The organism is Aquitalea magnusonii, assembly GCF_002217795.2.
Taxonomy (GTDB): domain Bacteria; phylum Pseudomonadota; class Gammaproteobacteria; order Burkholderiales; family Chromobacteriaceae; genus Aquitalea; species Aquitalea magnusonii_B.
Genome location: NZ_AP018823.1, coordinates 4718949 through 4733741, shown reverse-complemented (window position 1 = coordinate 4733741; position 14793 = coordinate 4718949). Strand labels below are relative to the sequence as shown.

Genomic DNA, 14793 nt, shown 5'->3' with positions numbered 1-14793 from the left:
TGTCCGCCGTTCAGAACAGACCTGCGGCGATATTGATCATCATCGCCAGCACGGTGGTGTTGAACAGGAAGGACAGGATGCAATGCACGGAGCCGATGCGACGCATGGCCCGTGAGCTGAAACTGATGTCGGCCGTCTGGCCCGAGGTGCCGATGACGGCGGCAAAGTAAAAGAAATCGCTGTAATTGGGTTCTTCGTCCCCTGGGAACTCCAGCCCCGGCTTGCCGCTATGCAACAGCGCCACGTAATACTGATGGGCGTAATGCAGGGCGAACATCACCTGGGTAAACAACCAACTGCTGAAGATGGTGAGCACCGACAGGCCGATATGCGCCACCCGGTTGCTGCCGTGCAGGTCTTTCGCCACCGACAGCTCGGCCACGATGGACAGCAGGCAGACAATGGCCGCCAACACCACCAGCATCAGGATGGCCAGTTCGCCTTCGTCCTGCCGTGCCGCACGGCGACGGATTTGCGTGGCATCGGCACCGTGCATCATGTGCAGTGCCAGCAGCAGGTACAGACCGGCACCGGCATTCCAGCCAATCACATAGGCGGTCAGCGTGCGCATCGGCGTCAGCATGGTCAGCGCTTGCGCGATGAAGAGGCCGAACACGATGGCCGACAACAGGCGCGGCCTGGTCCGCAGGATGTGGATCAGCCGGGCCAGCGGGCCGTGATGGTGACGGATGGGCTTGTCCATGTCGGTCCTCCTCAAGCGTCCTCAGGAAAGTTGCGCGTACAGCTCTACCAGCTTGCGGCCTTCTGCCGCCCAGCTATATTTTTGCAGCACCGCCTGCTTGCCGGCTTCGCCCAGTTGGCGCATGCGGTCTTCGTCCGCCATCAGGCTGTTGATGGCGGCGGCAATGGCTTGCGGGTCTTGCGGGTCCACCAGCACGCCGCAGCCGGCGTCGTCGACGATTTCGCGCCATACCGGGAAGTCACTGGCAATCACCGGCATGCCGGCGGCCATGTATTCAAACAGCTTGATTGGCAGCGCATCCACGTAATTGGGGGTGGGGAATAGCGTCACCAGGCCGATCTTGCTTTGCGCCAGCACCTGGGCCACGCCCTTGCGGTCCAGCACGCCCAGGTCATTCACCCGCGCCCAGCCGGCTTGCGCTTCCAGTCTGGCGCGCAGGTCGCTCTCGCTCCAGATACCGGCCAGATTCAGCCGGGTGGCGGTATCCGGCAGTGCGGCCACGATGGGTTCGATACCGCGAATGCGACTGATGCCGCCGATATAGCACACCTCGTTCTTGCGGCTGTCCCACGGCGTATCGCGCACCAGCTCTTCCAGAATGGGGAAGTTGCACACGTCCAGCACCCGCCCGCCCAGCTTGGCAAAGCGGTTGCGGATGTGCGGGGTAGACGTCACCACCGCGTCAAAGCGCTTGGCCGCCCAGTCTTCCACTGTTTCAAAGCTGCCGGACACCAGGGGACGGATGGCACCGGGAATCCAGTGCTTGGCCAGAATCTGGCGCGGCATGTCTTCGTGTACGTCGTAAATCACCTTGATACCGGCCTGCTTCAAACGCAGCGCGGCGGGAATCAGCTCCGGGTCGTGAAAATGCACGATGTCCGGGCGCAACGCCAGTGCCGCCTGGTATACCCGGCTGGTGGTGCCGGTCATGCGGGCAAAGCGGCCGCCGGTCTTGGGGCCGACATCGTGAAAGCGCACGCCCTTGTTGATTTCCTCGCCCAGGCCATCGGCCACGATCAGGCTCACCTCGTGACCGGCGGCAGCCAGCGTGGCGCATTCCTTGACGAAAATGCGGATGTCGTGACGCGGGTGGGCAGAAGTGAGATGGGCTACTTTCATACGGCAGAATCCTTGTGTGCCAGCCCGGACAGCAGGCTGGCATAGAGATCGGCAAAGTGTTGCATATTGCGGTGATGCAGGGCTTTCTGGGCCACCAACTGGCGGTTGAGCTGCACCGCCTGTGCCAGGCGGGCATTATCCGCCGCCCAGTCCATGCCGGACAGCAGGCTATCGCTCAGCCGGGCGATGTCTTCGGCAATCAGGCCGTTGAGGCCGTCAATCACCCATTCACCATTGGCCGGCAGATTGGACAATACCGGCAGGCAACCGTGCCCCATGGCTTCCAGCAGGCTGATGCTGGTGGCGTCCGAGCGCGGCACGCTGACAAACAGGCGCGATTCCTGATACAGCGCGCCCAGCACGGCGGATGACACAAAGCCGGTGAATTCCACCCTTTGCAGTTGCAGGCGGCTGGCCAGGGCTTTCAGGCTATCGGTTGATTCGCCGCTGGCGGCCACGGTGAGGCTCCAGTCCGGGTAACGGCCGCTGGCCTCCACCTGCTGCCAGGCATGCAGGATGGCGTCGATGCGGTACAAGGGCTTGTGCAGCCGGCAGGACAGCACCTTGTTGGCCTTGGCCGCGATATCCGGCTGCGCCGGCAGCGCGTCCATGCCGAAATTCAGCACGTCGATACGGCAGTTATCCCCAGCCAACTGGCGGATCTTCGCTGCCATGTACAGCGAATCCGAGGTGATGGCCGTCGCGGCACGCAGATTGGCGCTCACCATCTGCCGCATCAGCCGGTTACTGTCCGGCAGCAGCAGCACGTCCGAGCCCCAGGCGGTCAGCACCATGGGGATGTGGCTACCGGCCACTGCCCGGCGCGCATGCCAGGCCACGCTATTGGCCTGATGCACATGGACCAGGTCCGGCTGGATCTGGGCTATCCAGCGACGCAATGTGCCTGCGCTGCCCAGTGCCTTCAGGCCAAAGTCCAGGCGCAGCTCGCCCTTGAGATTGGCCGGACGCTTGTCGGCCGGGACTTCGCCATTGCAGGCCAGCCAGATTTCGTCCACATGCGGGGCGATACCGGCCAGGTAACGCCAGGTGTGTACCGAGGCAGAACCGATCAACAACAGCTTCATTGGATATTTTCTTTCTCGATGCGGCGCAGTTCTGCCAATAGCCGGTCCAGTTTGTGCGCCAGCGCGGCGTTGTCGGCCAGCGCAATATTCATCGGCAGGTTCAGCACCGTAGCCGCCAGCCGCTCGCCCTGCGGCGCACTACCGGCCACATAGCCATGGCGGAAGGAACCGGCCGGATGGATCACATCATCAAACCACACGCCGATATTCAGCCCGCTGGCCTGACTCAAGCGTCGCGCCAGCGCGGCCTTGTTCGCCACAGGGCGGGACAGTGCAAACGGGTAACGCACCCAGTGGCACGCAGCAGCGGCAGGCACTGCCCATTGGGTGATGGACGGCAGTGCCGCCAGTGCCTGTTGGTAACGCTGCGCCAGCGCCTGCTTGTGTGCCAGCGTGGCGGGCAGATGGGCCAATTGGCGGCGCACCAGCACGCTGGACAACAGCGGCATGGCGCGTACCGGATGCGGCACGCCCTGTGTCACTTCGGCATCCGCCGAGCGGTAAATCAGGCCCAGACGACGGTTGATCGCCATGGTGATGCGGCCCAGCAGCGGCCAGCGTGCGCTCAGCAGATGTGCTTTGAGCGTGGCCAGCAAGCGCCATTCATCGGCGCAGGACAGTTCCGGCCAGTCCTGCTGCGGGGTGGTCATGCCGGGCGGAAAAATCGCCAGGCCGCCGATGCCGCCAGTCAGGTTCTTGGAATATTCAAAGCTGAAGAAAGCCCCGTCGTGATAGCTGCCCAGCCATTGGCCATCCAGCTGGCTGGCAAAGCCGTGGGCGGCATCGTCGATGAACTTCACTTGCGGATGGGCGGCGCGCAGCGCCTCCGGCACCCGGCACGGCAGGCCGTAATTGTGCGGCACGATGACGGCGCGGGTGGCCGGGCCGATGGCAGCGGCCAGCACGTCCCAGTCAAAATTCAAGGTGCCTGCCGACACATCGACAAAGCGCAGCGAGGCCGACAGCGCCGGAATCTGGTTGGGCACCACCACGCAGGTATAGGCCGGGACAATCACCTCGTCCCCTGCCCCGATTCCGTGTTGCTGTAACAGTACGCGCAGCGCGGCACGGCCGGTGTCGTACAGGCCGATGCGCGCCTCGTCCACGCCAAAACAGGCTGCCAGCTCGCGCCGCAGCGCGGCACGCTGGAATGCGCGGCCACGCAACATGCCGGGCAAGGCGGACAGGTAATCGCACAGGCTCAGTGAATTAGCCGTGAGCATGGTCTTGCTCCAGTTGGCGACACAGCCGGAATACCCAGACCATGTAGATGATGTAATAGATGGAAACCGTCACCGACAGCAGGCGGAATACCTGATGGGCATTCTCCCCCGCCCAGTACACCACGCCCAGCGAGCCCAGGTTCACCACCACACCCAGCAGGGCAAACAGCAGCGACTGGCGTTGGCGCGACAGCACCATGGGCACCATGAAGCAAGGCGCAGCCAGGAACATGCAGAAGAAGGACGGCGTCAATGTGGCGGCAATCTGGCCGGCATCACGCCATTGCTCGCCAAAGGCAAAGGCAAACAGCGGCCCGCCCCAGGCCATGATGATGAGAAAGGGCACAATCGCCAGCGCGGACAGCACCAGCAGCGCCTTTTTCAGCAAGGGCCGCAGGCTGTGTCCCTTGGCATGGGCTTCGGCCAGATCGCGGTACAGCACTTGCGACACGGCCTGCCCCAGCAAGGCAGCGGGCAGCTTCAGCACCCGCACCACCAGGCCGTAATGGCCCATCAGTTCGGCGGTGGCCAGCATGCCCAGCAGCTGCACCATCAAGGAATCCTGCAAGGCCACCACAAAGGCATGCGGGGTGTTGACCAGCGGAAACTCACGATAGCGGCGCAGGATGCGGCCCATGCCACCGGAGCGGGCGGTACGCAGCCACTGCGGCAGTGCGCGCCAGTCTTGCCGTGCTTGCAGCAGCCAGGAGGCAGTCTGGCCGGCAATCTGCGCCAGCAACAGACCGAGCGCACCCAGCTTGCCAAAGCCTGCCGCCAGTTGCACCGTCACCATGGCGGCGGATTGACCCATGCGGCCCTGCGCATTGGCACTGTAGCGGCGCTGGCGGTTGTTCCAGTTGGTCCAGATCTGGTTATTGGCCGCCACCCAGATGCCCAGCGGCAGCAAGGGCAGCCAGGGTGCCATGGCCGGGGCATGCAGCCGGGCGGCAATCCACGGCCCGGCTGCCAGCAGCGGAATGCTCAGCACCGCCAGCAGCAGGGTGTTGAACAGCAGCGCCAGCACCATCAGGCGCATGGCGTCGGCCTCTTCTTCCGGCAGCACCACCGCCATGTCGTAGCGCCAGGTGGCAATCACCACCAGGTTGGACAGCCAGGCGACAAACTGCGTCAGCACGCCAAAGTCGGCCGGGCTGTACAGCCGGGTGAGCAGCGGGGTGAACAACACCGGCAGGAACTGCGCCACGGCAGCGCCGCCAGCCAGGGTGGCGACATTGCGGGCAAAGCCGCCCTGCCCCAGCCTGGCCTTGAGTTTGGCCAGCACTTTTAGCCCAGTGCCTTTTTCACCGCGGCGACGATGGCATCCTGGGTGGCTTCATCCAGGAAGGGGTGCATCGGCAGGCTCATCACGCGCTTGCCGGCGGCTTCGGCCAGCGGGAAGCTGCCCTCGCCCAGGCCCAGATGGGCAAAGGCCGGTTGCAGGTGCAGCGGAATCGGGTAATGCACGGCGGTGGGCACGCCCAGTTCCTGCAGCGCTTTCTGTACCGCTTCGCGATTGTCCACCTCGATGGTGTACTGGGCGTAAACGTGGGTATTGCCCGCGCCGATCACCGGCACACGGGCCACATCCTGCAGCAGCGCGCTGTAGCGGGCACCAATGCGCTCACGCGCCGCCACTTCGTCGGCAAAGCTGGGCAGCTTGGCCAGCAGCACCGCGGCCTGGATGGTATCCAGACGGCCATTCAGGCCGATCACCGGGTGGTGGTAGCGACGGTCCTGGCCGTGAATGCGGATTTCACGCATTTTCTTTGCCAGTTCGTCGTCATTGGTAAAGCAGGCACCGCCATCGCCATAGCAGCCCAGGGGCTTGCTGGGGAAGAAGCTGGTGCAGCCGATGGTGGACAGGCTGCCGGATTTCTTGCCGTGCTGGCTGGCGCCAAAGCTTTGTGCGCCGTCTTCGATCACCGCAATGCCGTGCTTGTCGGCAATGGCGTTGATGGCGGTAAAGTCCGCGCACTGGCCGTACAGGCTGACCGGCATGATGGCCTTGGTACGCGGGGTGATGGCCGCTTCCAGCAGCGCCGGGTCCAGGTTGTAGCTGATGGGGTCGATATCGACAAATACCGGGGTGGCACCCAGCAGGGCAATCATTTCGCCGGTGGCGATGAAGGTAAACGGCGTGGTGATGACTTCATCGCCACGGCCCACACCCAGCGCCATCAGTGCAATCAGCAGCGCCTTGGTGCCATCACACACGCCGATGGCGTGCTTGACGCCGGCATAGGCGGCCAGTTGCTGTTCTACCTCTTTGACTTCCGGCCCCATGATGTACTGGCCGTGATCCAGCACCGCGTGGATGCGGGCGTCGATGTCGGCTTTCAGATGCTGGTACTGCGCTTTGAGGTCGATGAACTGGATGCTCATGGCTCGATTCCTTGCTGGGGCCGGGCTGCCGTGCAGGCAGCCGTCGGGATTGAATGATTGCAGGCGGTGCAGGCTGGTCCGGTTCAGGCCGGAGTGCAGTGATTGCCGCCAATCTGGTAAAAGCTGTCGCAAGCCGGGCAGGCGTGGGTGCCGATGTCATTGGGCAGACGCTCACCGCAGGCACACATCCAGCCGATACGCTTGGCCGGGGTGCCCACCATCAGCGCATAGGCCGGAACGTCGCGGGTGACCACCGCGCCGGCACCGATAAAGGCATATTCGCCCACCTGATGGCCGCAAACGATGGTGGCATTGGCACCGATGGAGGCGCCACGTTTCACCACCGTGCGGCGGTATTCATCCTTGCGGCTGACATGGCTGCGCGGATTGTTGACATTGGTGAACACCATGGACGGCCCGCAGAACACGTCGTCTTCCAGTGTGACGGCATCGTAGATGGAGACGTTGTTCTGGATCTTGACGTTGTTGCCGATCTGCACATCATTGCCGACAAACACGTTCTGGCCGAAGGAGCAGCGCTCGCCAATGCTGGCGCCGCCGCAGATATGCACCCAGTGCCAGATACGGGTGTCGGCGCCGATTTGTGCGCCTTCATCAACAATGGCGGTAGGGTGTACGGTGTATTGGGTCATGGGCGGGCCTCCGGACGGGGGTCAGAAAAACAGGAAAAAGCCATCGGCAAAATACAAGAGGCCAAGCAGGCCGACCGGCAGCGCCGCCAGCCAGATGACCTTGCGCTTGAACAGACCTGCGATGGAGGAAATCAGGATGGCCACTTGCAGAAAGATCACCGCCACGCCAAACGGCTTGCCCTGACGCTGGGCGGCATCGCGTTCGGCTTCCAGCCGGCGGGCTTCCTTTTCGATTTCCTTGCGCTCGGCCGCATAGCGGGCAGCCTTGTCGCCCACTTTCTTCAACTGGGCCTGATAGTGCTCACGCTGGGCCGGGCTGGCGGAAGCCGGCAGGCTGTCCAGCTCGAACTGCAGTCGTTCACGCTCCACATCATACAGATTGCCCTTGATGCCCTTGGCCTGATAGTAGGCCCACTGGTCCGAGGCCTGGGCCTGGGCGATCACGCTGCGGGTGGAGAAACCACCGCCCTTGAAGGTGGACAAGGTGGCGCACACCGCCAGGATGACGGTGGTGAGCGCCAAATAATTCAGCCAGGGGTCTTTCTTTTCTTCAGCCATAAACCTGCTTTGTCATGCGGTATTCAGGAAACGGGCGCACCGGCTGGATGGCCGCGTGCGCCGGACATGCCGGGAACGCTGCGTAGCGCTGCTGACAAAACCTCGTAGAAAATCCGGGCCGCCGAGGTTTTGTCAGTGGGTCTTAGTAATCCAGCGGCAGGCTGATGCGACGGCCATCGCGCGCCGACAGATACATGGCAATCAGCAGTTCCAGCGACTTCAGACCTTCGCGGCCGTCGGTTTCCGGCTCGGCCTTGCCCTGCATCACGTTGATCACATTGTCGTAGTACAGCGGGTGACCAAAACCGTAGACGCTGGTGGTGGCGTAGCTGGCGTTCTTGATTTCATCGTCCATGGCGTGCGGTTCGGCGAATTCCCAGTGCTGGATTTCATTCACCGCCACACCACCCACGCGGACCGAACCCTTCTCGCCCAGGATGGTAATGGAGCCTTCCAGGTTCTTGGGGTAGGTGAGCATGGTCACGTTCATACTGCCCAGCGCGCCGGAACGCCACTTGATGCTGACGGTGCCGGTGTCTTCCACTTCGATATTGCGTGCCAGCGTGGCGGTGTAGGCCTGCACGCTTTCAACCGGGCCGATCAGCCAGTCCAGCAGGTCCACATAGTGGCTGGCCTGGTTCATGAAGGCACCGCCGTCGAATTCCCAGGTGCCGCGCCAGCCGCCCTGGTCGTAATAGCTTTGCGGACGGGTCCAGAACACGTTGACGTTGACCATATAGATGCGGCCAAAGCGTTTTTCCTGCATCGCGCGCTTGAGCAGTTGCAGGGTGTCGTTACGACGGTTCTGCTTCACCACGAACATGCGCTTGCCGGCCTTGTCGGCGGCTTTCACCATGGCCAGGCCGTCTTCCCAGCGGGTGGCCATCGGCTTTTCCGTCATCACGTGGAAACCGGCTTCGGAACATTCGATGCTTTGCGCCGGATGCAGGCCGGACGGAGTGGTCAGCACGATGATGTCGGCATTGGTGGAAGCCAGCATGTCGGTGAGATTGCTGTGACCACGGGCGCCGGTGCGCTCTACCGCAGCTTGCAGTGCAGCCGGGTCGATGTCGCAAACATCTACCAGTTCGGCACGGTCTTCGTGTTTTTCCAGCGAACCGAAATGGTTGTTGGCAATGCGGCCGCAGCCAACCAGCGCGAAGCGGATCTTGCGGTCGGTGATGGGGGCGTGATGTACGGTTTTCATGGTGTGTTCCGTTCTGTGCTTAAACGGCAAAAGGCGACCACGGGGTCGCCTGCTTGCGTCATGCCGTCAGGGTCAGGCCTTGACGATGTGGTCGGCGGGTTCCAGATACTTGCCACGGCTGTCGACGATCAGCTGGGCATGTTGCTTCAGCAGCGTGTAATCGAACTTGTCATGGTCGGTGGCCAGCAGCACGCAGTCGTAGCTGGCAATGGTGGCCGCATCCAGCGCCACGCTGGACAGCGCGAAGTGGTGCTCGCGCATCTTGGGGAACACCGGCACATGCGGGTCGCTGTAGGACACTTCCGCGCCCAGATCGCGCAGTTTTTCCATCAGGAACACCGACGGGCTTTCGCGCATATCGTCCACGTTCTTCTTGTAGGCAATGCCCAGCACCAGCACGCGGCTGCCGTTGATGGCCTTCTTGCGCAGGTTCAGCGCAGCGGCCACTTTCGCGACCACATAATCGGGCATGGCGCTGTTGACTTCACCGGCCAGCTCGATGAAACGGGTGTTCACGCCGTATTCACGCGCTTTCCAGGTGAGGTAGAACGGGTCGATCGGGATGCAGTGGCCACCCAGGCCCGGACCCGGATAGTAAGGCACGAAGCCGAAAGGCTTGGTGGCGGCAGCGCGGATCACTTCGTGAATGTCGATGCCCATCTTGTCGGCCACGATCTTCATTTCGTTGACCAGACCGATATTCACCGCACGGTGGATGTTTTCCAGCAGCTTGGTCATTTCCGCGGCGCGGGTGGAGGATACCGGCACCACCTTGTCGATCACCGCGCTGTACAGCGCCACGCCGATTTCCTGGCAGGCCGGGCTGTAGCCGCCGCATACCTTGGGAATGGTGCGGGTGGTGAAATTGGGGTTGCCCGGATCTTCACGCTCCGGCGAGAACACCAGGAAGGCGTTTTCGCCCACCTTGAAGCCACGCGATTCCATGCGCGGCAGCAGTTCTTCGTCGGTGGTACCCGGATAGGTGGTGGATTCCAGCGATACCAGATGGCCTTCGCGCAGATAGGGCACCAGGCTGTCCATGGTGTCCAGCACGAAGCTCAGGTCCGGCTCGCGGTATTTGTTCAGCGGGGTCGGCACACACAGAATCAGGGTGTCGGCTTCCGGCGCGCGGGAGAAGTCGGTGGTGGCTTCAAAGCCGCGTTCCAGCGCGGTGGCAATGCTGTCGGCGCTGATATGCTCGATATAGCTCTTGCCGGCCATCAGGGCGTCAACCTTGCTCTGGTCGATGTCAAAGCCCAGTACCTTGTAGCCCACTTCGGCAAAACGCAGCATCAGCGGCAGGCCGACATAGCCCAGGCCGACAATGCCGATGACGGCGGATTTGTCCGCGATACGGTTAAGCAATTGCTGCTTGATCACAATGATAGTCCCAACAAAGTAAAAACCTGCCATGGCTGCATCCGGGCAGCCATGCACTGAATTCGGTAAGGTCTGGCAGTGTGCCTCGCCTGGCTGGCGGGCTTGCTGATCTGGCTCAAACCGCGCTTGTGAAGTTGCAAGCGCCGCATTATACGCCTGCTTGGCAAGCCGCTGGCGTTACCAAACGTGACAACACAGCCGACTGCGCCAAGTACAGCCGGCTCAGATCAGCAGATGCCCGGCACTGCCCTGATTGTTCTGTTTCAGACGATTGACGAACTCGCCAAACTCCAGCCCGAAACGGCACTCCAGCCGGTCGGCACGCTCCTTGAGCGCCTCCCACTGGGTCAGCGTGGGGCTTTGGCGGAAGGCCAGCACCGCCACATTGCCGTGACTGGCCGAGGGTAGTTCCAGCACGCGGCCTTCAAACACCGACAGCAAACGTTCGACAAAGCTGTGATAGCGCTTGTCGCCGCTCCACCAGTTGGTGACAAACACGCCATTGGGGCTGAGCGCACGCTTGCAGTCTTCGAAGAAGTCTTCGGTGGTGAGTTCGTCCACAATCTGCAAGCCATCAAAACCATCCACCAGAATGGCATCGGTGGAACCACGGAAAATCTTCACGTAATCCGCACCGTCGGCCTCGATGATTTCAAAGAAATCACCCTCGGGTGGCAATTTGAAAAAGGCGCGCGCCACGGCGATGACCTGCGGGTTGATGTCCACCGCCACGCTGACGGCTTCCGGCAGGTATTCGTCGATGAAGCGGGCAAAGGAACCACCACCCAGGCCGATTTGCAGGATATGGCGCGGGTCGTCGTTCCACAGCAGGAAGGCCATCATGGCGCGGCTGTAGGACAACACCAGCTCGGCCGGTTCGTCCATGTCCATCGAGCTCTGGATGGTTTCCGAGCCCAGATGCAAGGACCGGATATTGCCGGCTTCGGAGATTTCCACTTCCGGCATGTCTTCCACCGCAGCGCGTACGCGGCGGCGGAAAGGATGCAAGGCTCTACGCGCCACAGCCACCCTCCTCCTGCTGCGCCGGTTTGCGCGAATCCAGAATGCTGATGGTGCGACGTGCCGGTGCCGTCACGGCGTCTTCACCGTCTTCAAGCGGCAGTGGCGGATCGCGGAACTCTTCCTTGTCAAAAGCGGTGTCACCATTCTCGAAGGGACTGTCACCGGTTTTCAGGCCGGCAAAGTCGAACAGGCCGGTATCGCACAAATGGGACGGCACCACGTTTTGCAGCGCGCGGAACATGCTCTCCACCCGGCCGGGGAAGCGCTTGTCCCAGTCGTTGACCATTTCCTTCACCACCTGGCGCTGCAGATTGGGCTGCGAGCCGCACAGATTGCACGGAATGATGGGGAACTGGCGCAAGTCGGCGTAGCGGATGATGTCTTTCTCGCGGCAATAGGCCAGCGGGCGGATCACCATGTGCTTGCCGTCGTCCGACACCAGCTTGGGCGGCATGGACTTGAGCTTGCCGCCGTAAAACATGTTGAGGAACAGCGTGTGCAGGATGTCGTCGCGGTGGTGGCCCAGCGCAATCTTGGTGGCACCCAGCTCGTCGGCCACGCGGTACAGAATGCCGCGACGCAGGCGCGAACACAGGCTGCAGGTGGTTTTGCCTTCCGGCACCAGCTTCTTGACGATGGAGTAGGTGTCTTCTTCGATGATGCGGTATTCCACCCCGATGGACGCCAGATAGCCGGGCAGCACGTCTTCCGGGAAGCCGGGCTGTTTCTGGTCCAGGTTGACGGCCACGATGGAAAAGTCGATGGGGGCGGATTTTTGCAGACCCAGCAGGATGTCCAGCAGGGTGTAGCTGTCCTTGCCGCCGGACAGACACACCATGACCCGGTCACCCTGCTCGATCATGTTGAAATCATTGATGGCATCACCCACGTGGTGACGCAGGCGCTTGGCCAGTTTGTTGCCCTCGAACACGGCCTTTTTGGCCTTGTCGTCGAGCACGGTGTTCTGTTCGGACATGGGGTACGGCTAAGAAATTGAAAAACAGGCGATTTTACTGTTTTTCCCTGCAACAATCCATGCCATTTCCCGGCAAACCGCCCCAAGCCCTACAACACGATGCCGCGTCCACCATCCACCGCCAGAATCTGGCCGGTGACATAGCTGGCATCCAGCAGCAAAAAGGCCACCGCACGGGCAATATCATCCGGCTGGCCGGTACGCTGCAAGGGAATGGTGGCCTCGATGGCGGCACGCTCTGCCGCATCGAAAGACGCCTCGCCTTCCGGCCACAGGTTCACCCCCGGTGCCACACCATTCACCCGCACATCCGGTGCCAGCTCCAGCGCCAGACTGCGAATCAGCTGGGCATGCCCGGCCTTGGCCAGGTTGTACACCACGTGGCGCTTCATCGGCCGGTCGACGTGGATGTCTGAGATGCCGACAATGGCACCGCCGTTACGGCGCAAGGCCGGCGCCACCGCCTGACTGAGAAACAGCGGGGCCTTGAGGTTGCTGCCCATCAGGTCGTGCCAGGCCGACTCGTCGATCTGGCCGATTTCGGTGGGAAAAAAACTGGAGGCATTGTTGACCAGACCATCCAGCCGCCCGAACGCGGTAATGGCCTGCGCCGCCAGTTGACGCACCGCCTGCATGTCCAGCAAATCGGCCTGCAGCAGTACAACCGATTCCGCTCGCAGTGCATTCAGCTCGGCGGCCAAGGCTTCGGCCTCCGCTTGCGAACCACGGTAATGCAATACCAGCCGCACCCCACGCGCATGCAGCAGCCGGGCAATACCCGCGCCCACCCGGCGCGCACCGCCGGTAATCAGTACCACGCGCTGTTCATTCACTTGCATCAAGCGCTCTTGCTGTTGCTCCATGTCCTGTTCAGCCTTTCCTGCCTGCTTTGCCGCGCCGTGTTTGCTGGCTGCGCCGACAACAAAATGCGCAGTGCCTCTTCACCCCTGCGCCGCTTTCGACCACAATCGCCGCACATTGTAGCAGGATGCACGTCATGACCACCCTACCCGCCCCCAGCGCCGAGGCGCTTGTCACCAGCCAGGCGCTGTGCGCCCATATCCGCCAGACCATCACCCAGGCCGGCGGCTGGATTCCCTTTTCCCGTTACATGGAACTGGCGCTGTATGCGCCAGGCATGGGCTATTACTCCGCCGGCAGCCACAAGCTGGGCAGCGCCGGTGACTTTACCACCGCGCCGGAAATGACAGCGCTTTTTGGCCGCACCCTGGCGCGGCAGATTGCCGAACTGCTGCCGCAAACCGGCGGCACGGTGTACGAATTCGGTGCCGGCACCGGCAAGCTGGCCATTGATATCCTGACCGAACTGGAAAAGCTGGACTGCCTGCCTGAGCATTACATCATCATCGACCTGTCGGCCGACCTGATCGAGCGCCAGCAAACGGCCATCCGCAGCGCCCTGCCCCATCTGGCCGGGCGGGTGAGCTGGCTCAGCCAGTTGCCCGACCAGCTCGATGGCGTGGTGATCGGCAATGAAGTGCTGGATGCCATGCCCTGCGAGCTGCTGCACTGGACGCCGGAACCACTGCAACGCGGCGTAGCGCTGGATGGCGACAACTTTGTCTGGCAGGACCGCCCGATCCAGGACCCGGCCCTGCAACGACAGGCTGCGGCGCTGAACATCCAGCAGGCGGGCTATATCAGCGAGCTGAGCCTGAGCAACACCGCCTTCATCCACACCCTGGCGCGCCATCTGGTGCGCGGTGCCATCCTGCTGGTGGACTATGGCTATCCGGCCAGTGAGTTCTACCACCCGCAACGCCATATGGGCACCCTGATCGGCCATTACCGTCATCACACGGTGGATGACCCCTTCTTCCTGCCCGGCCTGATGGACCTCACCTGTCACGTGGACTTCACCGCCATTGCCCAGGCCGGCATCGACGCCGGGCTGGACCTGATCGGCTACACCACCCAGGCACAGTTCCTGATCAATGCCGGCATCACCCAGCTATTGGGCGAACTGGACGCCGACGACAGCGCCAGCTACCTGCCGGTGGTGGCCATGGTGCAAAAGCTGCTGTCCATGCAGGAGATGGGCGAGCTGTTCAAGGTGATCGGCTTTGGCCGAGGCGTCAGCATAGACTGGCAGGGTTTTGCCCAGGGCGACCGCTGCCATACCCTGTAAGCCGGACAGCAGCTTGATTTGTCTGCAAATGTGGTTGACAGCCGAAAAAACGCTGCGTATAGTTCGCGTCTCGGTGCAAGCGCATCGAGAAACGTGGCGAATTAGCTCAGTCGGTTAGAGCGACGGAATCATAATCCGCAGGTCCGGGGTTCGAGTCCCTGATTCGCCACCACAGTTTGCGAAGTTTGACTTGTCAGGCTTCACGGCGAATTAGCTCAGTCGGTTAGAGCGACGGAATCATAATCCGCAGGTCCGGGGTTCGAGTCCCTGATTCGCCACCAGCATTAGCGCAAAGGCCAGCTCCCAGGAGTTGGCCTTTTGCTTTTGCGCATCCT

At 62.2% G+C, this 14793-nt stretch carries 14 protein-coding genes and 2 tRNA genes; 3 read left to right on the top strand and 13 right to left on the bottom strand.

The genetic code is table 11. The features are described from left to right. Positions 1 to 10: 10 nt before the first annotated feature. From DLM_RS22350 to DLM_RS22290, 13 genes are all read right to left on the bottom strand, one after another. On the bottom strand, positions 11 to 703 hold the full coding sequence (locus tag DLM_RS22350; protein WP_089083717.1) for a DUF1345 domain-containing protein: 693 nt from the start codon (positions 701 to 703) through the stop codon (positions 11 to 13). Between the two features lie 21 nt (positions 704 to 724). Continuing rightward, entirely contained in the window at positions 725 to 1822 is a 1098-nt protein-coding gene (locus tag DLM_RS22345) for a glycosyltransferase family 4 protein (protein ID WP_089083716.1), read from the bottom strand. Beyond that, positions 1819 to 2907 (bottom strand): glycosyltransferase family 4 protein, encoded by a 1089-nt coding sequence (locus DLM_RS22340; RefSeq protein WP_089083715.1) that lies wholly within the window; start codon positions 2905 to 2907, stop codon positions 1819 to 1821. Before DLM_RS22340 ends, DLM_RS22345 begins: the two co-directional genes overlap by 4 nt. Beyond that, on the bottom strand, positions 2904 to 4130 hold the full coding sequence (locus DLM_RS22335) for a DegT/DnrJ/EryC1/StrS family aminotransferase (protein WP_089083714.1): 1227 nt from the start codon (positions 4128 to 4130) through the stop codon (positions 2904 to 2906). Before DLM_RS22335 ends, DLM_RS22340 begins: the two co-directional genes overlap by 4 nt. Continuing rightward, positions 4117 to 5412, bottom strand: coding sequence for a lipopolysaccharide biosynthesis protein (locus tag DLM_RS22330; RefSeq protein WP_197715472.1), 1296 nt, complete (start codon positions 5410 to 5412; stop codon positions 4117 to 4119). The genes DLM_RS22335 and DLM_RS22330 overlap by 14 nt, the downstream gene beginning before the upstream one ends. Positions 5413 to 5414: 2 nt before the next feature. Further along, positions 5415 to 6512 (bottom strand): DegT/DnrJ/EryC1/StrS family aminotransferase, encoded by a 1098-nt coding sequence (locus DLM_RS22325; RefSeq protein ID WP_089083713.1) that lies wholly within the window; start codon positions 6510 to 6512, stop codon positions 5415 to 5417. An 83-nt stretch (positions 6513 to 6595) separates the two neighbouring features. Next, positions 6596 to 7165, bottom strand: coding sequence for an acyltransferase (locus DLM_RS22320; RefSeq protein WP_089083712.1), 570 nt, complete (start codon positions 7163 to 7165; stop codon positions 6596 to 6598). A 21-nt stretch (positions 7166 to 7186) separates the two neighbouring features. Next, entirely contained in the window at positions 7187 to 7723 is a 537-nt protein-coding gene (locus tag DLM_RS22315; RefSeq protein ID WP_089083711.1) for a DUF4337 domain-containing protein, read from the bottom strand. 142 nt (positions 7724 to 7865) lie between these two features. After that, positions 7866 to 8930 (bottom strand): Gfo/Idh/MocA family protein, encoded by a 1065-nt coding sequence (locus DLM_RS22310; protein ID WP_045848835.1) that lies wholly within the window; start codon positions 8928 to 8930, stop codon positions 7866 to 7868. A gap of 72 nt (positions 8931 to 9002) precedes the next feature. After that, a complete protein-coding gene (locus tag DLM_RS22305; protein WP_089083739.1) occupies positions 9003 to 10307 on the bottom strand; it encodes a nucleotide sugar dehydrogenase in 1305 nt (434 codons plus the stop codon). Positions 10308 to 10532: 225 nt separating this feature from the next. Then, positions 10533 to 11276, bottom strand: a complete 744-nt coding sequence (locus DLM_RS22300) for a polyamine aminopropyltransferase (RefSeq protein WP_231960306.1) — start codon at positions 11274 to 11276, stop codon at positions 10533 to 10535. A gap of 46 nt (positions 11277 to 11322) precedes the next feature. Then, entirely contained in the window at positions 11323 to 12309 is a 987-nt protein-coding gene (ttcA, locus tag DLM_RS22295) for a tRNA 2-thiocytidine(32) synthetase TtcA (RefSeq protein WP_089083710.1), read from the bottom strand. Positions 12310 to 12398: 89 nt separating this feature from the next. Then, on the bottom strand, positions 12399 to 13172 hold the full coding sequence (locus DLM_RS22290) for a pteridine reductase (RefSeq protein WP_231959935.1): 774 nt from the start codon (positions 13170 to 13172) through the stop codon (positions 12399 to 12401). A 134-nt stretch (positions 13173 to 13306) separates the two neighbouring features. On the opposite strand from DLM_RS22290, the gene DLM_RS22285 reads away from it, so the two are divergent. The 3 genes from DLM_RS22285 (at position 13307) to DLM_RS22275 (ending at position 14739) form a co-directional block, all read left to right on the top strand. Continuing rightward, positions 13307 to 14458 carry a class I SAM-dependent methyltransferase gene (locus tag DLM_RS22285; RefSeq protein ID WP_089083709.1) on the top strand — a complete coding sequence of 384 codons (1152 nt, stop codon included), beginning with the start codon at positions 13307 to 13309 and terminating at the stop codon, positions 14456 to 14458. A gap of 95 nt (positions 14459 to 14553) precedes the next feature. Beyond that, positions 14554 to 14630, top strand: a tRNA-Met gene (locus tag DLM_RS22280). A 32-nt stretch (positions 14631 to 14662) separates the two neighbouring features. Then, positions 14663 to 14739, top strand: a tRNA-Met gene (locus tag DLM_RS22275). Positions 14740 to 14793 lie beyond the last annotated feature (54 nt).